This window comes from Rathayibacter tanaceti, from assembly GCF_009834165.1.
Lineage (GTDB): Bacteria > Actinomycetota > Actinomycetes > Actinomycetales > Microbacteriaceae > Rathayibacter > Rathayibacter tanaceti.
Genome location: NZ_CP047186.1, coordinates 459165 through 485346, shown reverse-complemented (window position 1 = coordinate 485346; position 26182 = coordinate 459165). Strand labels below are relative to the sequence as shown.

Below are 26182 nucleotides of genomic sequence, written 5' to 3'. Positions count from 1 at the left end.
CTACAAGACGTGAGACATACTCGTAGGCACCTCGTTAGGGGGACAGCTACCGCAGGGGACGGCTACTGCAGCGCCGAGGTGAGCCGCGCCAGGTTGTCGAGCAGTGTCGAGCGGAATGGCTGCTGCCGCCACTCGCGCAGAGTCAGCTCACGGGAGTGCTCGCGGTAGTCCTGCTGCACCTGTCGCAGATCCTCGACGAACTCGGCCCCCCGCACCATCAGCGAGACCTCGAGATTGAGGGTGAACGAGCGCATGTCCATGTTGCTCGACCCGATCACGGCGACGTCGTCGTCGATCGTGAAGTGCTTCGCGTGCAGGATGGTGGGCGTGCGGTACATCCAGATCCGCACACCCGCCGTGAGCAGCGTCTCGTAGTACGAGCGCTGCGCGTGGTACACCACGGCCTGGTCGCCGATCTCGGAGACGAACAGCTCCACGTGCACCCCCCGCCGGGTCGCCGTCGTGATCGCGTAGAGCATCGCCTCATCCGGCACGAAATAGGGGCTCGTGATGATGATGGACTTCTGCGCGGAGTAGAGGAGCGTCAGAAACAGCCGCAGATTGTTCTCGCCGTCGAACCCGGGGCCGCTCGGCACGACCTGGCAGTCGATGGTGTCGCGCTGCTGCAACGCCTCCATCGGCTCCGATTCGCGCAGGAGCAGCTCGTCGGTCTCGCTGTACCAGTCGGTGATGAAGATGGCGTTGATGCCCTGCACGACGGGGCCCTCGAGGCGCACCATCAGGTCGTGCCAGTGCAAGCCGCGCCGGATGTTGCCGCGCTTGTTGTAGCTGGAGTCGACGACGTTCTGGGAGCCCATGAAGGCGGTGTTGCCGTCGACGATGAGCAGCTTGCGGTGATTGCGCAGATCGGGCCGCTGGTACTGGCCCCGCCAGGGCCGCACGGGCAGCATGTACGACCAGGACGCTCCGGCCTCCTCGAGCGCGCGGAGGCGACGGTGGGTGCCGTGGTAGTAACCCGGCACCCGGATCGACGCGATGTGGTCGAGGAGGATGCGCACCGTCACTCCCCGGCTGACGGCGCGGTCGAGAGCGTCGAAGAAGGGGGCCGTCGTCGTGTCGGCGGCAAGGATGTAGAACTCGCAGTGCACGTAACGCCGAGCGCGGTCGATCTCGGCGGCCATCGCATGGATCGTCTGCTCGTAGTCGCCCTGGAGACGTGCGTCGTTGCCTCCGACGAGCGGCATCGCGCCGAGGTTGCGGTTGAGGGTGACGACCGACTCCAGCCACTGCGGCCAGGAGTGCTCGCGGGCCACCCGCTCGACTCCATCGGTCGAGTCGAGAATGAAGCGGTTGATCTCCTGCTGCTTGCGACGGCGCTTGCGCGGCAGCCGGTTGCTCCCGATGAAGAGGAACAGGAGGATACCGACGTAGGGGATGAGGAAGATCGCCATCAGCCAGGCCAGGCCGGTGGTCGGTCGGCGGTTGCGCGGAACCACGATCACAGCGACGACGCGGATCACGAGCTCGACGACGACAGCCGCGATGGGCAGGATCACCGACCAGTCGGGCACCGCGCCTCCTCGTGCGTCGTGCGGGGCAGGCCGCCGCTCGAGCGGCCCTCCCTCGGGGCGGCGGTGGTCAGGAGGCGTCGCGCGGCGGCAGGCCGCGGCGCGCTCGCTCGCGCGCCTCGATGCGGTCGTAGGCGCGGCGCTCGTTGCGGTCCGAGCGGAGGACGGCGCGCATCACGAACCAGAAGATCAGCCCGACCGTCACAGTCGGCAGGAGGGCCCACAGCCCCTGATTCCACAGCTCCCAGTCCATGGGGCGATCCTACCCGTGGCAGCAGGGAGGCCGCCCCTGGTCGGCGCCGCGGTGCGCGGAAGGCTTCGGCGTCCTGCTATCGGCTCTGGACCGATTTGTTCAGGGCCGCCGCATCGGCGTTCAACCCCTCGAGCTCGGAGCGCAGCGCGTCGTAGCCGGCGATGTCGGCGTCGATGGCAGCCCGGGTCGCATCGACGGCCCGGCCGCGCTCGAGCAGATCGGCACGCTCGGCCTCGAACTCGGCCGTCGAGCCGAAGTCGCCGCTGTCGGCCCGAGCATTGAAGGCATCGATCTCGACGTTGAGCGCGTCGTACTCGGCGTTGTTCGCGTCGACCCGCGCCGTCAGGTCTGTGTAGGCGCTCTCGATCCGGGCGACGAGATCGTCGATCCGGTTCTCGAGGCCGGTGAACACGGCCTCGTAGCGCGCGTTCAAGGCGACGACGGCGGAGCGGTCGTCGAAAAACTCCGCGTAGTGCTGCTCCAGCGCCGGCGGCAGATCGGCCACCTCCGTGCCCAGAATGGAGTGCAGCTCGTTGACCCGCTCGCCCAGCCCGCCCGTGCGGTAGAGCTCGAGCCGCTCCGCGATCGGACCGTCCTGCGGGAGGGTCGCGTACACGGCCTCGAGCTCGGCGCCCAGCGCTGCCTGCTCGGCGGAGTCGAGCCGCACCCACGCGGCGTGCAGCATCTCGTGGGCCGCGGTCACGTCGCGCACGCCGTCGAGGTCCGGGTTCGAGACGTCCGAGATGAAGATGTCGGTGCCGGTGTAACAGCCGAGCACGATGTCGTCGGACGCGCCGTAACCGCATCGATCGTTGAATCCAGTGGTCGGCTCGACCGAAGGACTCGACGCGTAGTAGAGGGCGCGGCCCCGCTGCGACATGCCGGTGCGCTCGGCGAAGCCGGCGATCGTGTCGTCGGGCGTGAACGCCTCCGCTGCCCGCCGGTCGGCCAGTGCGGTGCCGACATCGCCGGAGGAGGTGAGGACCGAGGCGGCGATCGAGGCACCGACACCGAACTGCGCGGCCGTGAGGATGCCCGCCGCGACGACCGCGACGACGCTCGATGCCCTGGCCATGTCTCTCCTCGCAGGCGGAGCCGCACGCGTGCGGCTCCTGCGACCCTACTTGACGAGCGGGAACAGGATCGTCTCGCGGATGCCGAGGCCGGTGACCGCCATCAGCAGGCGGTCGATGCCCATCCCCATCCCGCCGGTCGGGGGCATGCCGTGCTCGAGGGCGCGGAGGAAATCCTCGTCCAAGCGCATCGCCTCGTCGTCGCCCGCGGCGGCCTGGCGGGCCTGCTCGACGAAGCGCTCGCGCTGCACGACCGGGTCGACCAGCTCGGAGTATCCGGTCGCCAGCTCGAAGCCGCGGACATAGAGGTCCCACTTCTCCACGACGCCAGGGATGCTCCGGTGCGCGCGCACGAGCGGCGAGGTGTCGACGGGGAAGTCCATGACGAAGGTGGGGCGGCTGAGCGAGCCCTTCACGAAGTGCTCCCACAGCTCCTCGACGTACTTGCCGTGGGTGGGCACGTGCACCTCGACGCCCTCGCGAGCGGCGAGCGTCTCAAGCTCGACCAGCGGCGTCTCGGGAGTGATCGCAAGGCCCGCCGCGAGCGACAGGCTCTCGTACATCGAGATCCGGTCCCACTCGCCTCCCAGATCGAACTCGGTGCCGTCGGCCCACATGACGACATGCGAGCCGGCGACCGCCTGCGCAGCGTTCTGGACCAGCTCCTGCGTGAGATCAGCGATCGCGGTGTAGTCGCCGTACGCCTGGTAGGCCTCGAGCATGGCGAACTCGGGCGAGTGCGTGGAGTCGGCGCCCTCGTTGCGGAAATTGCGGTTGATCTCGAAGACCCGGTCGATGCCTCCGACGACCGCGCGCTTGAGAAAGAGCTCCGGCGCGATGCGGAGGTAGAGCTCGGCGTCGAACGCGTTCGAGCGGGTGGCGAACGGGCGGGCGGAGGCGCCGCCGTGCATCACCTGGAGCATGGGGGTCTCGACCTCGAGGAAGTCGTGGGCCGCGAAGGTGCTGCGGAGGGAGGCGTTCACCCGCGCGCGCGCCACGACGGTCTCGCGGGCCTGGGGTCGCACGATCAGGTCGAGGTAGCGCTGACGCATCCGGGTCTCGTCGCCCAGCTCGTTGTGCAGGTTCGGCAGCGGCAGGATCGCCTTCGCGGCGATCGTCCACTCCGACACCCAGACACTCAGCTCGCCGCGCTTGCTCGAGACGACCTCGCCCTCCACGAAGAGGTGGTCGCCCAGGTCGACGAGCTCCTTCCACGCCGCCAGCGACTCGTCACCGACGTCGCCGAGCGAGACCATCGCCTGGATCCGCTCGCCGTCGCCCGCCTGGAGCGTCGCGAAGCAGAGCTTGCCGGTGTTGCGCTGGAACACGACGCGTCCGGCGAGGCCGACGCGCTCGCCGGTCTTCACATCGGGCTCGATCCCCTCATGGCGGGCACGGACGGCGGCGATCGTGTCGGTGACTCCGACGGCGACGGGGTAAGCACCGCCGCCGAGGTCATCACCCGCGAGCTCGAGCAGACGCTCGCGCTTGGCGAGGCGGACGGCCTTCTGCTCGGACGCCTCACGGTCGGCGACCTGCTGCTCAGTGGGCGTCCGCTCGGCCTCGGGCTGCTCGGTCGGGGGCACGGGGGCGGCGGAGGTGTCGGCCATGGCGGATCGCGATGCTTTCGGTAGGAGACGGGCGGCCGGGATCAGTCGAGCAGGATCGGGCCGTTGTCGAGGAGGCGGGTGGTGCCGACGATCGCGGCGACGAGCACGAGGGCCGGACCGCGATGGTCGGCGTCGACCGGGAGGAGTGTCGCAGGGTTCACGACGACGAGGTAGTCCAGCTTAACAAGCGGTTCGGACTGCGCGACGGCCTCGGCCTCCTCGACCGCGGCGGCGGCACCGCGGTCGGCGGCTCCGGCGGCGGCGGCGAGGAGGCGCGGCAGCGCGAGACCGGCGCGGCGCTGCTCCTCGTCGAGGTAGCGGTTGCGGCTGGAGCGGGCGAGTCCGTCCTCCTCCCGCACGATGTCGACGGCCTCGATCACGACGGGCAGGTCGAGGTCGCGGACCATGCGGCGCACGAGGAAGAGCTGCTGCGCGTCCTTCTGCCCGAAGAGCGCGACGTCGGGCTGCGCGATGTTCAGGAGCTTCGCGACGACGGTGAGCATCCCATCGAAGTGGCCCGGCCGCGCGCGGCCCTCGTAGAGCGCGCCGACCTCCCCCGCGACCACACGCGTCGACGACGGACCATCCGGGTACATCTCGACGGCTCCCGGGGCGAAGACGACGTCGACGCCCGCCGCGTCGAGCAGCGCGGTGTCGCCCGCAAGGTCGCGCGGATAGCGGTCCAGGTCCTCGGTGGGACCGAACTGCAGCGGATTCACGAAGATCGACACGATGACGAGGTCGGCGAGCTCGCGAGCCCGCTCGACGAGCGCGAGGTGACCGGCGTGCAGAGCGCCCATCGTCGGCACAAGGGCGACGCGGGACCCGACTCGCCGCGCCTCCTGGACCGTCTCGCGGAGGACGTCGATGCGCTGGAGGGTCCTGATCACCCGTCGATGCTACCGGCGCAGCGGAGGCCCCGGGCGGGAACGCCTAGAGAACAGGGACCCTGGCACCACTCCGTACGGGGACTCCTGTCCATGAACGATCGGACGTCCGCCACCAGACGGCGCCAAGAATCCACGTCGCTGATCGGCCCCTCTCTCGAGCCGATTGAGCGGGGCATGCCGATTAGCATCGAAACGATCGTTTAGCGCGCTGAGTGCGGGCGGTGTCATAGCGTCGTAGCAACGGAGGGGGTTGCTGGTGGTGCGTCGGCAGTTGTCGTTTGAGGATCGGGCTCAGATCGCGGTCGGGATCAAGCAGGGGCTGAGCGATCGGGAGATCGCCGAGTTGATCGACCGCGACCGGACGGTCGTGTGGCGTGAGCGGAGCCGGAACTCGCTCAAGACCCGCGGGTATCAGCCCGTCTCGGCGCAGACGAAGGCTCGCAAGCGGCGAGCCCGTCCGCAGGAGCGACTGATCGATGCCGATTCTGTGCTGTCGGCGCGGGTTCGAGCGGATCTGAAGCGTTCGCGGACGCCGCGGCAGATCGCGGGCCGGTTGCGCCTGGAGGCGGCGGACGCGAGCGTTGACACGATGACGCATTCACCCGACGCCGCAGGCCGCACCGTGTCCCACGAGGCGATCTACCGATGGATCTACGCCCACCCCAAGGGCGAACTCGCCCGCGAAGGCATCCTGTTGCGCTCGAAACAGACGACCCGCAAGCGACGCCGGCCGCTCGGGGAACGCACCGGCGGACGCATTGTGGGCATGGTTTCCATCGATGACCGGCCCGAGGAGGCGTCGGACCGGCGTGTTCCCGGCGCGTGGGAGGGAGATCTGATCATCGGAGCGCACGGCAAGACCGCGGCGATCACCCTGGTGGAGCGGCACTCGCGCTTCGCGATCATCCTGGGACTACCCGACGGAAAAGACTCCGACGGCGTCGCCGACGCTCTCATCGACCGGGTCGACGATCTGCCCGCGCATCTGCGCGGCTCCCTCACATGGGACCAGGGCACCGAGATGGCCCGGCACGCGCAGCTCACCCTCGCCACCGAGCTGCCCGTCTACTTCGCGCACCCGCGGTCCCCGTGGGAGCGGCCCTCGAACGAGAACACCAATGGTCTGATCCGCGAATACCTCCCCAAGGGCATCGAGATCACCAACCACCAGCCCTACCTCAACGCGATCGCCGACGAACTCAACGACCGACCCAGGCAGACCCTCGGCTTCCGAACCCCGCGCGAAGTCTTCGAGCGGCTACTCCTCGACGAAGCCGTTGCTTAGACGACTTGACATCGCCGCGGGTTATTCACGAGTCTAGTCCGAATTTATCGGCGAGCCCCGCACGGGCGGCCGGTCTTTCGTGAGAAAGTTTAGCTACCAGACTGGATTCATAGAAAGAACGGGCGCGCGAAAAACATACAACAAGCATGACTCTGAGGAAAGCAATGATCTCGCCGAGCGGATTCTTCACTGCGTCGCAGCATCGGGGAAGGCGCCCGGTTGGCCACCGATCCTCGGACTTTTCGGTTCTCTCGTCGTCAGGTTGATGCACCTGCGCCGCAAATCGGCTCACGTGGAACTCGCCGAACGGTGCGGCGTCTTGCAGTCAACGATCTCCCGGGCCATCTCGTCGCTCACCGCATGGATCGCCGCGACGGTACGCGACGACGCTCCTACCGCAGACGACCTCGACCCCAATGGTCAGTACACCGTCGACGGAACCCTGTTGCCGTGCTGGTCTTGAGTGGACCGGCCAACGCTGTGGTCGGGCAAGCACACGACCACCGGGTTCAACGTCCACGTTGCGTGCAACGTCAGCGGTCCCGTCGCCTGGATCTCCGATCCCGTGGACGGACACCGCCACGAGGTCGCAGCGTCCGCGCCAGCGGCGCACTCGAAGGTCTCGACCCCGCGAACCGGGTCGGAGACAGAAGACACAGCGAGCCATGAATGATCACCCCACCCGCAAAAACCCCGACCGCGACCTGCTCGAGTGGGAACATGAACTCAACAAACACGTCAACTCAATCCGATACCAGGAGGCTTATGCAAAAATCGATTGACCCAGTATAAATTAGTGCGTGTCGGTCACGAAAAACACCGGCTGATCCGCTTTGCTTGAAGAGCAACTTCCAACAGAAACTCTTCGCAAAGGAACCAGCCGGTGCAGAAGCAGACTACTACAGGGATGACGACCGAGCAATATGCGATTCTCGCCGAACGGATCGAAAACGAATTCCTGTGGCAGCGGCGGCGAGGACGGCCACGCAGACTGTCGCTCGCCGGGGCACTACAGGTCACTCTTCTCTACTATCGCCACAACGTCACCGAACAGTTGATCGCCGATGTGGTCGGTGTCAGTCAGTCGACCGTGTCGCGAACAATCGCGCTAGTGGAAGCGATGCTCACTGTCGTGACCGACGACGAGCAGCCGGACGTCGAGGCTGCGGTCGGCGAGACGACGGCCGTCATCGACGGGACCCTCCTCCCGTGCTGGTCCTGAGCAGACGCGCCCGAGCTGTACTCCGGCAAACACAAGACCACGGGGCACACCTGCCAGGTCCTCGCCGATCTCTCCGGTCGGCTGATCCACATTTCGGATCCGATTCCGGGCAAACACCATGATGCTCACGCATTCCGAGAATCACACTTGGCCGACATCATCAACCTCTCGAATACTTTGGCCGACAAAGGCTACCAAGGCGCCGGAATGATCACACCAATAAAAAGGAGACCCGGCGAAAAACATTTGCCAGAGCACGCGAAACAGCACAACCGTTTCGTGAACACTCACCGCTACGTGATCGAGAGAACAATCGCTAACATTAAAACCTGGCGAATCTTCCACACCGACTACAGACGACCACTGCACACTTTCCCAGACGCCTTCAACGCCGTCCGCGGACTAATCTTCTTCACCCAGAACGAAACCAATTTTGCATAAGCCTCCAGATCAAACGCGCCATCGCCCACCTCAAGAACTGGAGAATCCTGCACTCCGACCACCAATGACCGACGACCACCTTCGCTCTGACCGGCTCAGCAGTCATACGGCTCGACTTTCTCAAACCAGCCAGCTGAACAACCCTCCCGGATCTATCACCTCCAAACGTGTTTTGCATAAGCCTCCATAACGCCGGCGATCCTGCGGCATACCTCGTCACCGATCCGCAGAGGCTTGCTCGCACGTTCCGCACTGTCGTTGATCACAAACGAAAAGCAAGCGAGTTGCATATAGCCTGTAGAGTAGCCATGCCGCGCTGACCCGGCCAATTGCGTGACCTCCGACCGCCTCGTGCACCAGGGATTTGGGTTGTGTGAGGCCAGGAAAGCACGCCTCCATCGAGATGATCCTCCTGGCCGCTCTGTGGATTGACAGGAGAGCCGTACGGCTGCCCTTCACATACCACCATCGCACGCCACGGTGGTCACTACGCTACTCTTGAACGATGGGGACAAACCAGTTCACGATAACCTGGGGTGCAGGGGTGCTCGTCGGCCTACTTCTGCTATCTGGTTGCAGTAGCCCGCCGACGGGAGGCGGGCTGTCATCGGCTGGGGCTGAAGCAACGAACACTAACCCGGCACAATCATCCGATCCTGTAAAGACCGATGCTCCCACCCTGAGCGCTTTCGAGCGGCAGCTCCCCCTGCGGGGCGACTTCGTGAGCCAGCAGACCGAGACGACCGGTTCGGTTCTGATCGAGCGCCGTTCGGACGGGTCGACCTGGGCGACGCTCACTGGATTCTCGACCGGCCATTCGACCAACCTGCGGCTCCAGCTCAAGGAGGGCGCCCTGGAGCAGGACGACTCCGGGGCCTGGGTCGACACTGCGGGCTACTCGTTTGACATCGCTGCCCTGGATCCGGCGCAGCCGGACCAAGAGGTCACGATTCCCGCGGCGCACACGATGCCGGCGATAAATACGCTCACCGTGACGGACTACGTCAGCCCCAATTTTCCGTCCTTCGGATCCGTCGCCCTGTCGAGGTAACCTCCGTCCGACGCACACCTCATGTAGTCCATCATCGGACGGTCGCCTCGCACGGATAAGTTGAGCTCACCGTCCAGACAGTGCCCGCGCTCTCGAATCGCCGACACAGAGAACCGCATGCCCCTTAGAACGGCCGCTGCCACCTCACCGCGAAAGCACCTGAAACGCTTGGGCGCGCAAGCGCGTCCCTCTTGCGCACTCCTGCCGAACGCACTCCGCTGGCTTCGTCTAAGAAAAGGATAACTCGCGGTTCGTATCTGCAGCAAAACAGTCGAGTAGGTGACCGGACCGCGTGTGCACGGGGCCGTAGCTTTTCACCGACGGGACAACAGCTTGCCCTCGAACGCACATGGCGCCTACTTTCAACCTGCCAGTCATGGTCCTCGCCCGCCAGGCAACTTCTCTGGCTCTTCGCAATTGAGGGTGTAGCGGTGCGGGTGTGAGGTTGGCGCGTCGGGGCCGGGGACGAGGTCGAGGTCTCCCGAAGATGGAAGTTCCTACACACCCATCCGAAAGACCTGGACGTGCTCCACGCTCCCTTCGGCGGCCCTGACTTCATGATCTTCTGCTGCTTGGGCGAGCTCGGCCTACGCGCCGTCGGCGAATGCCTGGAACTGGACCGGGTGGTCCTGGAATGCCGCGTCGCCGAACCGGACCCGTGGTCCCGGAAATGTGGCGCGCAGGGCGTCGTTCGGGACACTGTCACGCGGGGCCTCGCGGACGAACCGTTCGGCTGGCGGCCCACGATCCTGCTGATCCGGATTCGCCGCTATAGTTGCGCCGGCTGCGGGAAGGTCTGGCGGCACGACACGGCGGCGGCGGCCGAACCGCGAGCGAAGATCTCCCGCCGCGGCCTGCGGTGGGCGGTGGAGGGCCTGGTCGTGGGACACCTCACCGTCGCCCGCGTCGCAGCTGGTCTGGGGGTGTCCTGGCATACCGCGAACGACGCCGTCCTCGCCGAAGGGCGACGGGTGTTGATCGATGACCCGACCCGGTTCGACGGGTCACCACGATCGGGGTCGACGAGTACGTCTGGCGACACACACGCCACGGTGACACGTCCGTCACCGTGATCATCGACCTCACCCCGATCCGCGCAAAGGCGACGCTCTGGATCGCTGCCGCCAACGCATCCAACACGCGACCATGGGTCACCGTAGTCGTTCCGGCGACCCGCTCTACTCGGTCCGGCGCACCCTGCACACCGGGCTGAAGCTGCTCACTGAAAAGCAACGCGCCCGCCTGGAAGCCCTCTTCGCCGCCGAGGAACACGTCGCGGTCGAGATGACCTAGGGGATCTATCAGCGCATGATCGCCGCCTACCGCGACCCCGACCGCGCCGCGGGAAAGACCGCGATGCAGGCCCTGATCACAACGATCAGCAGCGGCGTCCCGACAACACTCGCCGAGCTCATCACCTTGGGCCGCACGATGAAGAAACGAGCCGCAAACATCCTCGCCTACTTCGACCAACCCGGCACCTCGAACGGTCCCACCGAAGCAATCAACGGCCGCCTCGAACACCTCCGCGGCTCCGCCCCGGGCTTCCGCAACCTCACCAACTACATCACCCGCAACCTCCTCAAAACCGGCGGCTTCAGACCCCAACTACACCCTCAATTGCGATGAGCCACTTCTCTCCTGATCAAGGAGCTCGGTCGACCAGATAGCGGCGCCGTGGAAAGAAGTCCTCGGACGCGAGCACTTAGTCTGGCCTAACTGGCATACCGCTCACCTCGTACGGAATAACGCGAAAATCGACGTACGGGTAACTAAGGACAAGCAGGCGAAAATTGGAACTAGCGGCATCTTGTCTCGGATGTGAACGCGGCGCGACACGATGACATCGAGGACGCATGCCACCGCAGGAGAGAACCAGACGCTTCCGGCGAACGAAGCACACCACCACTGCGCGTTACAGCCACCACCAGCGCCGCCGAGAACAATCTGCTGATAGTAGTGTGCAGACACGTATACTGCCACCGCACAAGTGGGCAAGAGAGTAATTGACCCAAGCAATGCGGTGACTCTTCGGAAGACCAACCAGCGACTCGAGGACATCCACTTCCCCGAAAAAACCATAATCAGGGCCACGGCGAGTAGGATTTGAAATAGAACCTTGAATCCATATTCAAGCAGAGCACGGCCTAATAGAGGAAGGCATGTGTAGTACGCGACTGGCGCCCACGTGGGGTATAGGGCGACGAATGCAACGCCTAACCCGACGACGGCGATCGCGGGTACAACAAGACTGTCAGCTCGACTCGACGACTTCACGATCGTAGTGTCCAGCTACGTCCCGCTGCGATCAACGCGTCCGCTCAAGCTCTGCCGACGGTATCGGCCTCTGTCGTCCGGACTGCGGCGCGAGGCGCTCCTGTACCGACGGCGCCCGGGGCCCGTTCACCCTTCAGGAGAGCCGAGGCCGCACTACCGTCCCACAGTGGCCACGCTTCGGTGAAGACAGATTTTGCTACTGCCACCGCGTGAGTGCGGTGTGAAAACCTACTGAGTAGAAGCTGCTTCGCGGCCCGCCCCGGATCAGCATTGATACTAAGCATCATGGGTGCGAATAATGGCATCGAGTCGCTCGGGATTCGACACAATCAATCGAGCAGCGAGCACATGACCGACTGCCTCCGCACGGAGGCATCGATAGAGAACTGATTTGTAACGCGTCTGACTTCTTGATGTGCGTTCGTGAGTACTCGCCAGAGCTATCTGGCCAGAACAACGAGCCAGGGTCCCCACTTCGCTGGCCAGCGTCTCGAAGCTCTTCTACCGCTTGAACAGGAACTCGACAGAATCAAAGATATTTGACTTTCCGACAGCATGACGACCAACATACCTGGTGGAGGCATGGTAATCCGTGCCACTGCGGCGCGCCACACCGATCGACACCCCGTGGACTTCCTGGCGTTCGCCGCAGGGCATCCTGCGGCACCGGGCCAGTACCCTCCCGCAAACCGCTGTGGAGCTCTTACGGACGACCCTGCCTCTCGCGGGTCGCACGGCAGCTGTCCCCGATCACGCCGCAGGGCCCGTCTCCTCCCTCCTCGTTGCACAGAACCCACTGACGACCCTCGTGACGAGTCGCCACGGCACCGTGAATCCGCGGTCCTCCGCGAGAAGGCGCCCCGCTGAGCGCTCAGCCCGCCGCGCGGCGCAGGGCGTCGTCCACGGAGGAGCGGACGAGGCTGGAGAGGAAGAAACCCGGCTTCTCGATGCCGATGCCCGCCAGCAGATCGGCTGCCTGGTCGACGATCGCCGTCGAGAACGTGGTCGCCGTCGAAACGGCCTCCGCGTAGGCGGCGCGGTCGGCCTCGGTGATCGTCACCGGCTCGCCTCCCATCTCGACGACGAGGGCCTGGGCGATCGGCAGCACCGGGCCGGGCGCCGAGACCGCGAAATACGTCTCGGCGAGGCGGGCGAGATCGAGGCTGGTGCCGCTGAACGCCATCGCCGGATGCACGGCCAGCGGGATGACTCCCGAGGCGAGCGCCGGCGCCAACACGCCGTAGCCGTGCTCGGGCGCGGTGTGCAGGACCAGCTGTCCAGGCTGCCAGGCACCGGTCGCGGCGAGTCCCGAGACGAGGGCCGCGATCTCCGATCCGGGAACGGCGACGATCACGAGCTCGCTGCGCTCCACCAGATCGGGGATCGCCAGGACCGGCACCCCCGGGAGCAGCGCATCGGCGCGCTCGCGGCCGGTCTCACTGGTGGTCGCGACGCCGATGACGGCGTGCCCGGCGCCGGCCAGCGCGGCGCCGAGCACCGGACCGACTCGGCCGGCGCCGATGATGCCGACGCCGAGGCGTCCGTCCCGGCGGTTCTCAGGCATACGGGTCCCCCTCCGGAGCGGGCCAGGTCACTGGTCCGCCAGCACGCCGCCCCCACAGGTGGCTGGCATCGCGCCCGGCAGCGCGCACACCCGAGACCGCGAGGCTCTCGAAGAACGCCAGCGCATCGACGACACTCATCACGGGCACGGTCGGAGTGACGGGTCCGGCCACGGTGTGCACGCGCGCCGAGGCCAGCCCCAGCAGCCGCTGCAGCGGACCCTGCTGTACGCCGATGCTCTGCATGCGCGCCAGCGGCACCACGGCGACCCGCCGCCAGACCGCCCCGCTGCGCAGGATCGCCGCCTCGTCGGTCAGTCGGTAGCCCGTCCTGCGGAAGGAGAAGGGCCGCAGCCACACCGCCGAGCGCGGTGCGCGGGTGAAGCCGGCCGCGTCACGGTGCCGCAGCGCGTCGCCGACCGGCGTCGACTCCGCTCCCTCACGCGTACCGGGCAGCAGCAGGCCGAGCACGCGCTCGACGGCCGCGAGATCGCCGACCGGGAGGATCGTGGTGTTCGGCTCGCCGTTCGCTCCGCGCGATGCGGCGTGGCCCGCGCGATCGATCTTGACCTGCCACCAGCCGAACGGGCGCCAGAGCAGCGGCTGGGTGATCTCGACCGCGTGGATCCGGCCCGGGGGCAGCGTGTCGCTGCTGGTCGAGAGGACGCCGTAGCCGACGCGCACGCCGTCGGGCGTCGCGGCGATGGAGTAGCGCAGCGAGCGCACGAACTGGCGGACGTAGTAGCTGCCCGAGCCGATCAGGCCGGGCAGGATCGCGAAGAGCACGAACGGCGAACCGTAGACGGCGACGAACACGACGGCGGCGGCCGACGCGGCCAGGAACAGCGTGAATCCGCTGAACACCAGCGAGCCGAAGAGCCGAGACGGCGGGATCGAGACGACCGATTCGGGCGGCGAGTCGTCCACCGGCTCGCCGAACTCCTCCAGTCGCCGCGCGAGGAACCCGCCGGAGGGCCCCTCCCCGGCGACGGCCTCACGCTCGCGTACCCCGGAGGCGAGTCGCAGGATGTCACGCCGCAGGGCGTCGACCAGGCGCGACCCGAGGTACGAGAGCTGCACGTTCGCGTCCTGCCCGGCGACACTCACCTCGAGCTTCGCTGCGCCGAAGAGCCGGGCGAACAGCGGCCGCTGCACCGCGATGCCCTGGATCCGGTCGAGCCGTGCCCGACGGTTGGTGCGGAAGAGCACGCCGGAGCGGACCTCAACGACCTCTTCGGTGATGCGGAAGGTGTGCATCCGCCACGACAGCCAGAAGGCGAAGACGGCCACCGCGAGCCCGACCGCCACCACGAGCAGCGCCCAGCCGACCAGCCCGCGACGCAGCAGCTCGTCGACGGGATCTCCGCTCTCGAATCCCTCCGGCCCGGGCAGGAAGAGCTCGACCAGGCGCTCGCGGAGGTTCGTGACGATGATGCCGAGCACGACGAGCAGGCCGATCCCGCCCTTGAGGACGGGCGTGGCCGGATGGAGACGGTGCCACTCGCCGTCGGCGAGATCGGTCTCGACCGCCGGGGCGGCGGGCTCGGTCACAGGCCGGCCCGACGCGACTCGGCGAGCTCGACGAGCCGGTCGCGGAGCTCCTCGGCATCGCCCTCGGTGAGCCCCGGGATGCTGACGCCCGTCGCGGCGGCGGCAGTGACGAAGCGGAGGTCGGCGAGGCCGAGCGCCCGGGCGAGCGGCCCGCGGTTGACGTCGATGAGCTGCATCCGACCGTAGGGCACTGAGACGAAGCGCTGGAACATGATGCCGCGGCGGAAGAGCAGATCGTCATGCCGCAGCAGGTAGCCGTACGCCCGAGCCCGGCGCGGCGCCACGATCAGGAGGGTCGCCGCGAGCACCGCGGCCGCGAGCACCAGGATCCACGCCCAGTCGACCCCGACCAGCAGCAGCACCACCGGCACCGCCAGGAGGACGACACTGGACACGACCGCCGAGACGACTTCGACAGCGACGTACCGCGGCGAGACCCGCCGCCACTCCCCCGCGACCTCCAGCCGGTCCTCGCTCCGCGAGCGGGTCTCGCGGCGGGTCTGGCGAGCGCTCTGCGCCGCATCCTCTGGCTGGTCGGGCATGGTGTCGTCCTCCCTGCCCGCATCCGATCGGGTGTCGGCGTCAGGCGTGGTTCACCTCGCCGACGGCGCTGTCGTCGTCATCGCTCGGTGGGATGGTGCACAGGTGCTCGGCGACCAGGCCGGCCACCAGCAGCACGAGCGCGCCCACGATGGTCGCGACGTCCTGCCACACGGAGCCTAGCGAAGGGATCGCCCTGCTCAGGAGGTAGACGAGGACGCCGCCCGAGGCTCCCAGCAGCAGTGCGCCGACGTGGCTGGACGCTTTCGCGAGCACCACCACCCGCATCGCCCGGAACGGATCGATCGGCCGGCGCACTGCTCCCGTGGTCGCCCGGTGGATGGGGATCGCGAAGCCGAGGACGACGGCGCCGACCACGACGAGGGTGACCGGCACGGTCAGCGGAGGGATGATCACGGGCCGGCCGGCCGCGGCGATGGCCAGGTCCAGGAGGAAACCGACGACGGCTCCGGCCAGCCCGAGACCGAGGAGGGTGCTGATGCGGGTGCGCCTCACGGGGTCCTGCTCTCGGGGTCGGAGTCGCTGCGCCGTGTCCAGGACAGCGCCGCGGCGTGGTCGGTCACCCGGTCGGTCGCCCGCGCGCGCAGCTCGGCCACCGGTCCGTGGCCGGGCAGCACCGCCGCGGGCTCGATGTCGAGCCAGGGGTCGAGCACGAAAGCGCGCTCGGCAGCCCGCGGGTGCGGGAGGGTAAGGCGGGCGTCGTCGCGGAGCACCCCTCCGACCGCGATGACGTCGATGTCGAGGGTGCGATCGCCCCAGCGCTGCTCGCCCTCGCCGCGGAGGCGTCCACCGGCCAGCTCGATCGCCGCAGTCGCCTCGAGCAGGTCGTCCGGGTCGAGCGTGGTCGAGCCGGCGACCACCGCGTTGAGGTAGCCCGGTGCGTCCGCGTCGACGCCCCCGGGCTTCCACGCCGGCGACTCGACCACTTTGGAGACCGCCTCGATCCGCAGACCGGGAGTCGTCGCGAGCGCCCGCACCGCCTCCTCCAGGTGCGCGAGCCGGTCGCCGAGGTTGCTGCCCAGAGCCAGCACCACGTGTCGCGCCGGGGCCAGACGCTGCTGCCGCGGCCTCACGAGCGGGCCCTCGTGATCTGCACGGCGACGTCCTCGAACGGCAGCGGGATCGGGGCGTCCGGCTTGTGCACGGTGATCCGCACGACGTCCGCCGCCGCGAAGCCGAGGGCGACGCGCGCGAGGCGCTCGGCCAGGGTCTCGATCAGGTCGACCGGATCGCGGGTCACGGCGTCCGCCAGCGCGATGGCGAGCTCGCCGTAGTGCACCGTCTCGCCCAGGGCGTCGCCCTCAGCCGCGGCCGCGGTGTCGAGCCAGACGGTCGCGTCGATCACGAAGTCCTGGCCGTTCTCGCGCTCGAAGTCGAAGACGCCGTGGTGGGCGCGCACCCGCAGGCCGGTGAGGGTGATGGAGTCGCGCAGGGCCAGGGCGGCGGAGTCGGGCACGGTCACGGGGTCTCCTCCTGGAGTCGGGCGGCGAGCGCGAGGGCCCGGGCGGACGAGCGGACGTCGTGCACGCGCACGCCCCAGGCTCCGTGCTCGGCGGCGAGCAGACTCAGCATCGCCGAGACATCGTCCCTCTCGGCGGCGGACGCGCCCGCGGGGGCGAACGGAGCGAGGAAGCGCTTGCGCGAGTGCCCTACCAGCACCGGGAATCCCAGTGCCACGATCGCCTCGAGGCGCGCCAGCAGGGCCCAGTCGTGCCCACCGTTCTTAGCGAAGCCGAGGCCCGGGTCGAGCACGAGGCGGTCGTCACGGATCCCCGCCGCGCAAGCGGCGTCCGCGCGGCGCTCCAGCTCGTCGCGCACGTCCGTCACGACGTCGACGTAAGAGGCGAGGCTGTTCATGCCTGCGCTGTGACCGCGCCAGTGCATCGCGATGTAGACGGCTCCGCGCTCCGCGACCAGGGGCAGCATGGCCGGGTCGGCGAGTCCGCCGGAGACGTCGTTGACCACCACTGCTCCCGCGTCGAGCGCGGCGCCCGCGGTGGAGGCGCTCATCGTGTCGATGCTGACGCGCACGCCCTCTGCGGCGAGGGCCCGCACCACGGGCAGCACGCGGCGCTGCTCGGCGGTGGAGTCGATACGCACCGCGCCCGGGCGGGTGCTCTCACCGCCCACATCGACCAGGTCTGCGCCGAAAGAGGCGGGGCCGTCGCCGACCGCCCGGGTCATCTCAAGGCCGTGGCGCACCGCGTCGTCGAGCGAGAGCCACCGGCCGCCGTCGCTGAACGAGTCCGGAGTGACGTTGAGGATCCCGAGGAGCGCGGCGCGTCCGGCCGGGACGAGGTCGGCGACGGAGGAGAGCACGTCACTGCCCCCGCGGAGCGCCGATCAGCGCGACGATCTCGGCACGGGCGGCCGGCTCGGCGAGCGAGCCCCGGGCGGCGACCGTGACGGTGGAGCTCGCGGTCTGGCGCGGTCCGCGCATCCGCACGCAGCCGTGCTCGGCGTCGACGACCACCAGCACGCCCTCGGGCGCGAGGCCCTCGACGAGGGCATCGGCGATCTGCTCGGTCAACCGCTCCTGGAGCTGCGGGCGGGAGGCGACCGTGTCGACCACCCGCGGCAGCCGGCCGAGCCCGACGACGCGCTCCCGCGGCCGGTAGGCGATGTGCGCGAAGCCCAGGAACGGCAGGAGGTGGTGCTCGCAGACCGAGCGGAAGGCCAGATCGCGCACGATCACCGTCTGGTCGAGTGCCGACTCCTGCCCGCCCTCGACCACGGCGAACGTCTCGGTCAGCTGCTCGGCGGCGTCAGCGCCGAACTCGCCGAAGAACTCCTCGCAGGCCTCGGCGACCCGGCGCGGGGTCGCCGCGAGACCCTCGCGACCCGGGTCGTCCCCGATGGCCGCGAGGATCTCGGCGACGGCCGCCTCGATGCGCGCCTTGTCGACGGGCACGCGCGCGCTACGCCGTCGCGGGGCGCGGGTTGATCAGCGGCGGGCGCTTCGGCGCGACCTCGTCGGCTCCGGCCGAGGTGACGCCTCCGTCGGTGGCACCCGAGTCGATCGGAGCCTTGGCGACCGGGACCGCGATGGGCGGCAGATCGGACAGCGGACGCTTGTCGCTCGAGAGCCACTGCGGGCGCTCGTCGATCTTGCGGACGTCCTTGAAGATCTCGGCCAGCTGGTCGTGGTCGAGGGTCTCCTTCTCGAGCAGCTCGGTCGCGAGCATGTCGAGGATGTCGCGGTTGGCGTTGATGACCTGCCACGCCTCGTCGTGCGCCTGCTCGATGAGCTGGCGGGTCTCGGCGTCGACCGTCTCGGCGATCTGCTCGGAGTAGTCGCGCTGGTGTCCCATGTCGCGGCCGAGGAACATCTCGCCCGAGGACTGGCCCAGCTTGACCGAGCCGATGTTCGCCGACATCCCGTAGTCGGTGACCATCTTGCGGGCGATCGAGGTCGCCTTCTCGATGTCGTTCGAGGCTCCCGTGGTCGGGTCGTGGAAGACAATCTCCTCCGCGACGCGGCCGCCCATGGCGTAGGTGAGCTGGTCGAGCAGCTCGTTGCGGGTGGTGGAGTACTTGTCCTCCAGCGGAAGCACCATCGTGTAGCCGAGGGCACGGCCGCGCGGGAGGATCGTGACCTTCGTCACGGGGTCCGTGTGGCGCATCGCCGCCGCAGCCAGGGCGTGGCCGCCCTCGTGGTAGGCGGTGATCAGCTTTTCCTTGTCGCGCATCACACGCGTGCGGCGCTGCGGCCCGGCGATGACGCGGTCGATCGCCTCGTCGAGCGCGCGATTGTCGATGAGTTGCGCGTTGGAGCGGGCGGTGAGCAGTGCGGCTTCGTTGAGCACGTTCGCCAGGTCGGCTCCGGTGAAGCCCGGCGTCTTGCGGGCGACGACCTCGAGGTCAACTCCACCGGCGAGGGGCTTGCCGCGGCCGTGCACCTCGAGGATCTTCTTGCGGCCGAGCAGGTCGGGGGCGTCGACGCCGATCTGCCGATCGAAGCGGCCGGGGCGCAGCAGCGCCGGGTCGAGGATGTCGGGCCGGTTGGTCGCCGCGATCAGGATGACGTTCGTCTTGACGTCGAAGCCGTCCATCTCGACGAGGAGCTGGTTGAGAGTCTGCTCGCGCTCGTCGTGACCGCCGCCCATGCCGGCGCCGCGGTGGCGGCCGACGGCGTCGATCTCGTCGACGAAGATGATCGCGGGCGAGTTCTCCTTCGCCTGCTGGAAGAGGTCGCGGACGCGGCTGGCGCCGACTCCGACGAACATCTCGACGAAGTCGGAGCCCGAGATGGAGTAGAAGGGCACGCCTGCCTCACCGGCGACTGCGCGGGCGAGCAGGGTCTTGCCGGTTCCGGGAGGGCCGTAGAGCAGGACGCCCTTGGGGATCCGCGCGCCGACGGCCTGGAACTTGGCGGGCTCCTTGAGGAACTCCTTGATCTCGTGCAGCTCCTCGATCGCCTCGTCGGCGCCCGCGACGTCGCCGAAGGTGACCTTGGGCGACTCCTTCGAGACCAGCTTTGCCTTCGACTTGCCGAACTGCATGACGCGGTTGCCACCGCCCTGCATGCCCGAGAGCATCAGCCAGAAGAAGGCGCCGATCAGGAGGATCGGCAGGAGGAAGCCGAGCGCCGACAGGAACCAGTTGGTCTGCGGGACCTCGTCGTTGTAGCCGTCCGACAGGTTCGCCTGCGTGACCGCGTCGACCACCTCGGTGCCGCGAGGAGCGACGTAGTAGAACTGCACCTGGGTGCCGTTGTCGCCGTCGGCCTGCGCCAGAGTGAGGTCGACGCGCTGCTCGCCGTCGACGATCTTGGCCGACTGGACCTTGCCGTCGTTGAGGAGGTCGAGACCCTCCTGCGTACTGACCGGTCGGAAGCCGGACATCGTGATCAGCGAGGAGCCGATCCACACCGCGACGATCGCCAGGACGACGTAGAGGAGAGGACCCCGGAAGATGCGCTTGACGTTCATGAATGTTGCGGGTGCGACACCCGGCGCCTTTCTGACGAGGAAATGTGAGTGACAGGCTACCTCCCGCTCTCTGAGCGGCGCCCACGCGTTCGCCCTGGGCCGAACGGTGTCGGATGGCGGGGATGCGGCGGGCCGCATCCCCGCTCGCAGTCGGCTTCTCGACGGGGTGCGTTCCGCAGAGCGGGTCGCGTCGGACTGCCGAGAAACGCTGGCACGCGTTTCTCGGTCCGCGTCCTCTGCCTTGCGGGGCCAGGGCGGGCGCGGGGGCGTCAGGCCGACTCGAGGAGGGGCTCGGGGTCGCGGAGGGCCGGCGTCAGGCCGCGGCGGCGGCGCGCGGCGGCCAGCACCGTCACCGCGAGGGCACCGACCAGCCACAGCACGAGGACCAGGACCGCGTGCGCGACTCCGATGGTGCCGCCCGCGATCAGCGATCGGAACGCCTCCACCGTCCAGGTCAGCGGCAGCACGCCGTGGATCACCTGGAAGAAGGCGGGCGCCGTCTCGACGGGGTAGGTGCCGCCGGCCGAGGAGAGCTGCAGCACGATCATCAGCAGCGCCAGGAACCGGCCGGGCGCGTCCAGCAACGCGATCAGCGCCTGGTTGACCGCCACGAAGGTGAGGCTCGTCAGCACGGCGATCCCGATCAGCCCGGGCAGATTCGAGGCCTCCACCCCGACTCCGAAGCGGATGGCCAGTGCCGCCAGCACACCCTGGGCGACGGCCATCAGCGCACCCGGCAGGTAGCTGCGCAGCGCGATCACCCAGGCGGGGCGTCGGGCGGCGAGCAGGCGTGCGCTGAGCGGGGCGCTCATCAGGTAGAAGGCGAGCGCACCGACCCAGAGCGCGAGCGCCATGAAGTACGGCGCGAGCCCGTAGCCGTAGGACGGCACCCTGTTCAGACGCTCCGCGTCGATCCCGACGGGAGCGGCGGCGACCGCGCTGAGTTCATCGGCCTGCTCGTCGGTGTAGCTGGGGACGTCGGCCGCGCCGTCGGTCAGCTTCGTGTCGAGAGTCCGCGATCCGGAGGCGAGCGAGTCGATGCCATCGGCGAGATCGCGCGAGCCGGTGGCGGCGTCGGCGGAGCCGGTGGCGGCGGAGTCCGCTCCCTCGGCGAGGTCTGCGGCACCGGTGGCCAGCGCGGCCGTGCCGGACGCGAGGTCCGATGCTCCCGAGGCCGCAGAGGCGATACCGCTGCTGAGCGGGCCGACCGCGCCCGAGAGCGTGTCCACTCCGCCCGCGACCTGTGCCGCGCCGCTGTCGAGCGAGGCCGCTCCCCCCGCGAGGGTCTTCGCGCCACCCGCGATCTGCTGTGCGCCGCCGTCGGCGGAGGCGGCTCCTGTCGCGAGCGCGGACGTGCCGGTCGCGAGGTCAGCGGCTCCGCTCGACACGGTCGCGGCGCCTGCGGTCAGCGCTGTCAGTCCGTGCCCGTCGTCGCCGACCAGCGCCGTGACCCCCGCGCCGAGGGTCTGTGCGCCCGCGTCGGCTTGCGCCGCTCCGGTCGCCACCGTGGCGGCGCCCTTCTCGAGAGTGGTCAGCGCGGCGAGGCGCTCGGAGTCGCTGAGCGAGCCGTAGCGCGACAGCAGAGAGGCGAGTCCGGAGTCGACTCCCGTCGCTCCCGCGGCGAGATCCGGAGTCGCGGACGCCAGCGTCCCGGCACCGGACGCGAGCGCCTGCGCGCCGGTGAGAGCCTTCTGCGCTCCGTCGGTCACCGAGGCGGACCCGGTCGCGAGCGCCTGCGCGCCGGAGGCCGCGGTGGCCGCGCCGTCTTTCAGCGCCGCCGTCCCGGACGCGAGGTCGAACGCCCCGGAGGCGAGCGTCGCGACCCCGCCGTCGAGCTGCCGGGCGCCGTCGGCGACGGTGCGAGCGCCGGAGTCGAGTTCTCCGGCCTGCTGCGGCAGCTGTCCGGTCTTCTCGGCGATCTGCTGGAGTCCCGCCGAGAGGGTCGCCGCGCCGGCCGCGGCCGTCCCTGCCCCCGAGCGGAGGGAGTTGGCACCCGTCGCGAGCCGCGCCGTGCCGTCCTGGAGCTGCGCGAGCCCGACGACCAGCTCGGAGGAGCCCGACGAGGCCCGGTCGGCGCCGTCGGCCAGCTGTGCCGCACCGTCCGCCGCCTGCTCCAGACTCGTGTGCACGTCGGTGAAGCCGACGTAGACGTTCTTCAGGTAGGTCTCGCCGACCTTCTCCTCGAGCGTCTGCGTCACGGTGCTGCCGATTGTGCTCGCGATGTTGCCGACGATCAGGTTGGCGCTGTCGTTCGTCTCGACCGAGAGTTTCGCCTGCACGGCGGCCGCCGGGTCGTCGCCGCCCACCGAGGCGACATCGGCCGAGAATCCGGCGGGGACGGTCAGCACGGCGTAGACCTCGCCCGAGGCGAGCTGGCGCGCCGCGTCGGCGGCGCCTTTCTCCGTCCAGGCGAAATTCGACTCCGACGTGCTGGAGGTGAGCTCGTCGGTCAGGTCGTGGCCGAGCGCGAGCGTCGATCCGTCCGAGGCGGTCGCGCCGGTGTCCTCGTTCACGACGGCCGCCGGCACGGTGTCGAGGTGGTGCGTCGGGTCGAGGTTGGCCGACGTCAGCAGTCCCGCGTAGATCAGCGGGATGAGCGCGATCGCCGCGAAGACGACGACGAGACGCGGATTCACGGCGCGCAGGGCGCGGCGGAGCACAGTCATGGTCAGGGTCCTTCTACTTCGAGGAGTGCAGAGCGGCGAGGCGCTGCGACGCGACTCCGGTGACGAGGAGCTCGGCGATGTCGGCGGAGGCCTCGGCGGCCGGCCGGCGGGCGTCGCCGTCGAGCAGCCAGCCGACGACGAGCCAGGTCGTGCCGGCGGCCAGCAGCGTGGCGAAGCGCTCGACGCGGGCGTGGTCGCCTCCGCCAGGGGCGCGCTCGGCGAGCGGAGAGAAGGCGAGGAGGCGCCGCACGAGGAACGCGACGACCGACTCCTGCACGGCCCGGGCCGTGCCTCCGCTGAGGACACGGCGGTAGAAGTTGGCGTGCACGAGCAGGCCCTCGAGCAGCTCGCGCACGATCCGCGGGACGGTGCCCTCCCAGTCGACGGCGGCGACGCCGGGCACGACGTCACCGAAGAGGGCGTGCATCCGCTCGACAGCGGCGGCCTCGATCAGCGAGGGGACGTCGCCGAAGTGCTGATAGAACGTCGGTCGGCTCACGCCCGCCGCCGCGCAGAGCTCGGTGATCGAGGGCTGGTCATCGCCGGGCCCGTCGAGGGCGGTCGTGATGGCGGCGATCAGCAGGTCGCGCGAGCGGGTGGGCCGTGGGTCGGTCACGTCGTCCTCTCCGGCGCACAGAGGCACCTTCTTTACGTTCGTCAGATAACTTACAACCGTAAAGGAGGCAGTGCAAGCGTCAGGAGGCGGACTCCACAGGGAGCAGCGTCGCTATCGCCGAGGTGTCGACCATCACCGAGTCCCGCGGGGTGAGTCCGGGGCTGCGCGGAGTCGGGACGGGCAGTCGCACCACCAGCGCGCCGGGATCGACGCCGAACCGCCCCGACGACGTCCGCCCAATCGGGTCCCCGTCGAGTTCCGCGAGCACCGCCTGGTCGAGCTTGAACGTGAACTCGCGCCCCGGCCACTGGTGGAGCGAGGCGAGTCCGTTGCGATTGCCCGTCGCCACATCGAGCGCGAGGCCGAAGCGGCGGCGCAGCAGCACCAGCTCGAGGTCGCCGTCGTCGAGCACGGCTCCGGTCGCGAGCTCGATGTTGGCCACCACGGAGCTGCAGTTGCAGGCGAGCACCATGAAGCAGCGCTGCGGAGGCTCCTGCTCGCCGTCGATCGTGAGAGTCGCCTCGAAGCCGGCCTTGAACATCGCCGGAGCTCCGGCCGCGAAGTACGCGCCCCAGCCCACCCGCTTCTTCAGCTCCTCGTCGGTCTTGTCCATGATCTCGGCGTCCAGCCCCACGCCGCCCATCACCGTGAACACCCGCTCCTCACCGTCGTCGAAGGTCGCCGTGCCCACGTCGATCGGCCGGTCCTGCCCGAGCAGGGCGATCTCGACCGCGTCGGAGAGCGACCCCAGCGGGATCCCGAGGTTCCGGGCGAGGAGGTTGCCGGTCCCACTCGGCAGCAGTCCGTACGGCACCCCGGTGCCCCGGAGGACCGTCGCCACCGCCCGCACCGTGCCGTCCCCGCCCATCGAGCAGACGAGGTCGGGCTCGGCGGCCAGAGCGGCGCGGGCCGCGGCGGCACCGGAGTCGTCGGGCCTGGTCTCGAACCAGAGCGGCTCGTTCCAGCCGTGCCGGCGGGCGATCGTCGCGACCAGGTCCTCCGCGGCGCCGACGTCGTCGAACTTGCTCGGATTGATGACGACGGCCACGGTCGGCTTCTCGGGTGCGCTCACCGTCTCAGTCTGGTGCGCCCGAGGAGCGCTCGAGTACCGCGGCCGCCTCCACCGCCAGGACGGCGCCGATCTGAGCCGACAGCGTGGCAGGCAGGGACGCAGGCGCGTCCCAGCGCGGCCCGGCCAGCAGCACCCCGCGACGCTCGCCCGAGCGCTGCAGCGCGGCGACGCTCCCCGAGACGAAGCCGCCGACGCGCTCGGCGACCGCGGGCGGGACTCCCTCGGTGGTCGCGAGATCGACGAGGTGCCGGTAGGCGATGCCGCCGAACAGCGCGCCGTCGCCCGTACCCTGCTCGACGAACACGCCGTCGGGGGCGAGCCGGTCGAGGAGGTCCACGGCGGTCAGAGAGGCGTGCGCGACAAGGCGCTGGTCGGGCCGCAACCGGTGCAGCGCGAGCGCCGCTCCGATGTAGACGCCGTGGTTGTAGCTGAACGCCCAGTCGTCGCGGGCGGTGCCGCCCTCGCGCCCGATGCCGTCGGCGACGAAACCGGTCGCATCGTCGCGCAGCCGCACGTGCATCCAGTCGAACGCCGCGCGCGCGAGCCCCTCGCGGCCATCGGGCCGGAGCCGTTCCAGTCGCGCCCCGAGGATCGCGAACGGTCCGTTGGCGGGGGCGTTCTTGTAGTCGAGCTGGCGCCTGCGCCACGCAAGGCTCGCCCCGTGCCGGAGATTCCAGCCCTTCTCGGCCGCGACATGCCAGAGGTGGTCCGCTCGGTCGAGCCAGCGCTCCTCCCCTGAGACCTCGCCGAGCCGCGCGAGAGCTCCGCCGAGCCACATCATGTCGTCGAAGTAGCCGTTCACCAGGCGTCCGCCGTTGCGGAGGCGGATCGCCCGGTGGAGCCGGCCCGCCCGTGCGAGGTGCGCGTCGTCACCCGTGCGCTCGAACGCGTCGACCGCCGCGTCGATCGCGTGCGCGAGCCACCAGTAGTTGAACTCGAGGTCGGCCCGCAGCGAGGTCGGGTAGCTCATGTGGTAGCCGAGCAGCGGCACCGCGAAGAGCCTGTCGAGGCTCGACTGCGCGGTGTCGGCGAGGCTACGCGTAGACGTGCGGGGCGAGGACGGCGACATCGCGCAGGTTGCGGTAGCGCTCGGCGTAGTCGAGCCCGTAGCCGATCACGAACTCGTTGGGGATGTCGAAGCCGACGTAGGAGACGTCGACCTCAATCTTGGCCGCGAGCGGCTTGCGGAACAGGGCGCAGATCTCGACCGACTCGGCACCGCGGCTCCGCAGATTGCCCTGGAGCCACGAGAGCGTCAGGCCGGAGTCGATGATGTCCTCGACGATCAGCACCTTGCGGTTCGTGATGTCGGAGTCGAGGTCCTTCAGGATGCGCACCACACCGGAGGACTTGGTGCTGCTCCCGTAGGAGGACACCGCCATCCAGTCCATCACGATGTCGAGCTTGAGCTCGCGGGCCAGATCGGCCATCACCATCACGGCACCGCGGAGGACTCCGACGAGGAGCAGGTTCTCGCCCGCGTAGTCGCGCTCGATCGCGCGGGCCAGCTCGCGGATCCGCTCGTGGATCCGGGCCTCGGTGTAGAGGACCTCGGTGATGTCGTCGGCGATGTCGGCTGCTTCCACCCGGCC

Annotated in this window: 23 protein-coding genes and 1 pseudogene; 5 read left to right on the top strand and 19 right to left on the bottom strand. The window is 69.0% G+C overall.

Annotation, left to right across the window (positions count from 1 at the left end; all coding sequences use genetic code 11):
- Positions 1 to 62: 62 nt before the first annotated feature.
- The 5 genes from cls to panC all read right to left on the bottom strand — a co-directional run bounded on the left by cls (position 63) and on the right by panC (position 5355).
- On the bottom strand, positions 63 to 1532 hold the full coding sequence (gene cls, locus GSU10_RS02260) for a cardiolipin synthase (protein ID WP_068208138.1): 1470 nt from the start codon (positions 1530 to 1532) through the stop codon (positions 63 to 65).
- A 67-nt stretch (positions 1533 to 1599) separates the two neighbouring features.
- Entirely contained in the window at positions 1600 to 1782 is a 183-nt protein-coding gene (locus tag GSU10_RS02255) for a hypothetical protein (protein WP_132504826.1), read from the bottom strand.
- Positions 1783 to 1858: 76 nt separating this feature from the next.
- Positions 1859 to 2857 (bottom strand): hypothetical protein, encoded by a 999-nt coding sequence (locus GSU10_RS02250; RefSeq protein ID WP_068213472.1) that lies wholly within the window; start codon positions 2855 to 2857, stop codon positions 1859 to 1861.
- Positions 2858 to 2902: 45 nt separating this feature from the next.
- A complete protein-coding gene (gene lysS / locus GSU10_RS02245) occupies positions 2903 to 4465 on the bottom strand; it encodes a lysine--tRNA ligase (RefSeq protein ID WP_132504828.1) in 1563 nt (520 codons plus the stop codon).
- Positions 4466 to 4506: 41 nt separating this feature from the next.
- Positions 4507 to 5355, bottom strand: a complete 849-nt coding sequence (gene panC, locus GSU10_RS02240; RefSeq protein ID WP_132504830.1) for a pantoate--beta-alanine ligase — start codon at positions 5353 to 5355, stop codon at positions 4507 to 4509.
- Between the two features lie 256 nt (positions 5356 to 5611).
- Between panC and GSU10_RS02235 the strand changes: the two genes are divergently transcribed.
- From GSU10_RS02235 to GSU10_RS02215, 5 genes and pseudogenes are all read left to right on the top strand, one after another.
- Positions 5612 to 6640 carry an IS30 family transposase gene (locus GSU10_RS02235; RefSeq protein WP_159316544.1) on the top strand — a complete coding sequence of 343 codons (1029 nt, stop codon included), beginning with the start codon at positions 5612 to 5614 and terminating at the stop codon, positions 6638 to 6640.
- Between the two features lie 883 nt (positions 6641 to 7523).
- Positions 7524 to 7862, top strand: a complete 339-nt coding sequence (locus GSU10_RS15290; protein WP_208859921.1) for a helix-turn-helix domain-containing protein — start codon at positions 7524 to 7526, stop codon at positions 7860 to 7862.
- Between the two features lie 15 nt (positions 7863 to 7877).
- Positions 7878 to 8303, top strand: a complete 426-nt coding sequence (locus GSU10_RS02225; protein ID WP_208859924.1) for a transposase family protein — start codon at positions 7878 to 7880, stop codon at positions 8301 to 8303.
- Positions 8304 to 9024: 721 nt separating this feature from the next.
- Complete coding sequence (locus GSU10_RS02220; RefSeq protein WP_068213759.1) at positions 9025 to 9354, top strand: hypothetical protein; 330 nt, start codon at positions 9025 to 9027, stop codon at positions 9352 to 9354.
- Between the two features lie 557 nt (positions 9355 to 9911).
- Positions 9912 to 10983 (top strand): annotated as a pseudogene (locus GSU10_RS02215) (transposase).
- Positions 10984 to 12502: 1519 nt separating this feature from the next.
- Here GSU10_RS02215 and GSU10_RS02210 read toward each other — a convergent pair.
- The 14 genes from GSU10_RS02210 to hpt form a co-directional block, all read right to left on the bottom strand.
- On the bottom strand, positions 12503 to 13195 hold the full coding sequence (locus GSU10_RS02210) for a Rossmann-like and DUF2520 domain-containing protein (protein ID WP_068212411.1): 693 nt from the start codon (positions 13193 to 13195) through the stop codon (positions 12503 to 12505).
- Positions 13188 to 14744, bottom strand: a complete 1557-nt coding sequence (locus GSU10_RS02205; RefSeq protein ID WP_068212409.1) for a PH domain-containing protein — start codon at positions 14742 to 14744, stop codon at positions 13188 to 13190. Before GSU10_RS02205 ends, GSU10_RS02210 begins: the two co-directional genes overlap by 8 nt.
- A complete protein-coding gene (locus GSU10_RS02200) occupies positions 14741 to 15286 on the bottom strand; it encodes a PH domain-containing protein (protein ID WP_082845240.1) in 546 nt (181 codons plus the stop codon). The genes GSU10_RS02205 and GSU10_RS02200 overlap by 4 nt, the downstream gene beginning before the upstream one ends.
- A 40-nt stretch (positions 15287 to 15326) precedes the next feature.
- A complete protein-coding gene (locus GSU10_RS02195; protein WP_068212407.1) occupies positions 15327 to 15800 on the bottom strand; it encodes a DUF3180 domain-containing protein in 474 nt (157 codons plus the stop codon).
- Positions 15797 to 16378 carry a 2-amino-4-hydroxy-6-hydroxymethyldihydropteridine diphosphokinase gene (gene folK, locus GSU10_RS02190; protein ID WP_068212406.1) on the bottom strand — a complete coding sequence of 194 codons (582 nt, stop codon included), beginning with the start codon at positions 16376 to 16378 and terminating at the stop codon, positions 15797 to 15799. The genes GSU10_RS02195 and folK overlap by 4 nt, the downstream gene beginning before the upstream one ends.
- Positions 16375 to 16767, bottom strand: a complete 393-nt coding sequence (gene folB / locus GSU10_RS02185; protein WP_236713670.1) for a dihydroneopterin aldolase — start codon at positions 16765 to 16767, stop codon at positions 16375 to 16377. The genes folK and folB overlap by 4 nt, the downstream gene beginning before the upstream one ends.
- Positions 16764 to 17624, bottom strand: a complete 861-nt coding sequence (gene folP / locus GSU10_RS02180; RefSeq protein WP_068212405.1) for a dihydropteroate synthase — start codon at positions 17622 to 17624, stop codon at positions 16764 to 16766. The genes folB and folP overlap by 4 nt, the downstream gene beginning before the upstream one ends.
- 1 nt (position 17625) lies before the next feature.
- A complete protein-coding gene (gene folE / locus GSU10_RS02175; protein ID WP_068212404.1) occupies positions 17626 to 18216 on the bottom strand; it encodes a GTP cyclohydrolase I in 591 nt (196 codons plus the stop codon).
- Between the two features lie 7 nt (positions 18217 to 18223).
- Positions 18224 to 20236: an ATP-dependent zinc metalloprotease FtsH gene (gene ftsH / locus GSU10_RS02170; protein ID WP_068212403.1), complete on the bottom strand. Its 2013-nt coding sequence runs from the start codon at positions 20234 to 20236 to the stop codon at positions 18224 to 18226.
- 269 nt (positions 20237 to 20505) lie between these two features.
- A complete protein-coding gene (locus GSU10_RS02165) occupies positions 20506 to 22902 on the bottom strand; it encodes a YhgE/Pip domain-containing protein (RefSeq protein ID WP_132505663.1) in 2397 nt (798 codons plus the stop codon).
- A 13-nt stretch (positions 22903 to 22915) separates the two neighbouring features.
- Positions 22916 to 23518: a TetR/AcrR family transcriptional regulator gene (locus GSU10_RS02160; protein ID WP_132505666.1), complete on the bottom strand. Its 603-nt coding sequence runs from the start codon at positions 23516 to 23518 to the stop codon at positions 22916 to 22918.
- Between the two features lie 79 nt (positions 23519 to 23597).
- Positions 23598 to 24590, bottom strand: a complete 993-nt coding sequence (locus GSU10_RS02155) for a diacylglycerol/lipid kinase family protein (protein ID WP_068213117.1) — start codon at positions 24588 to 24590, stop codon at positions 23598 to 23600.
- 4 nt (positions 24591 to 24594) lie between these two features.
- Positions 24595 to 25581 (bottom strand): glycoside hydrolase family 76 protein, encoded by a 987-nt coding sequence (locus GSU10_RS02150; RefSeq protein ID WP_159316543.1) that lies wholly within the window; start codon positions 25579 to 25581, stop codon positions 24595 to 24597.
- A gap of 43 nt (positions 25582 to 25624) precedes the next feature.
- A complete protein-coding gene (hpt, locus tag GSU10_RS02145) occupies positions 25625 to 26176 on the bottom strand; it encodes a hypoxanthine phosphoribosyltransferase (RefSeq protein ID WP_068213121.1) in 552 nt (183 codons plus the stop codon).
- Between the last annotated feature and the right edge of the window lie 6 nt (positions 26177 to 26182).

Bases quoted from the DNA above. Each gene is read 5' to 3' on its own strand.
- GSU10_RS02210 (WP_068212411.1), bottom strand. From the start codon at position 13,195: ATGCCTGAGAACCGCCGGGACGGACGCCTCGGCGTCGGCATCATCGGC.
- GSU10_RS02200 (WP_082845240.1), bottom strand. From the start codon at position 15,286: ATGCCCGACCAGCCAGAGGATGCGGCGCAGAGCGCTCGCCAGACCCGC.
- GSU10_RS02165 (WP_132505663.1), bottom strand. From the start codon at position 22,902: ATGACTGTGCTCCGCCGCGCCCTGCGCGCCGTGAATCCGCGTCTCGTC.
- GSU10_RS02250 (WP_068213472.1), bottom strand. From the start codon at position 2,857: ATGGCCAGGGCATCGAGCGTCGTCGCGGTCGTCGCGGCGGGCATCCTC.
- lysS (WP_132504828.1), bottom strand. From the start codon at position 4,465: ATGGCCGACACCTCCGCCGCCCCCGTGCCCCCGACCGAGCAGCCCGAG.
- GSU10_RS02255 (WP_132504826.1), bottom strand. From the start codon at position 1,782: ATGGACTGGGAGCTGTGGAATCAGGGGCTGTGGGCCCTCCTGCCGACT.
- ftsH (WP_068212403.1), bottom strand. From the start codon at position 20,236: ATGAACGTCAAGCGCATCTTCCGGGGTCCTCTCCTCTACGTCGTCCTG.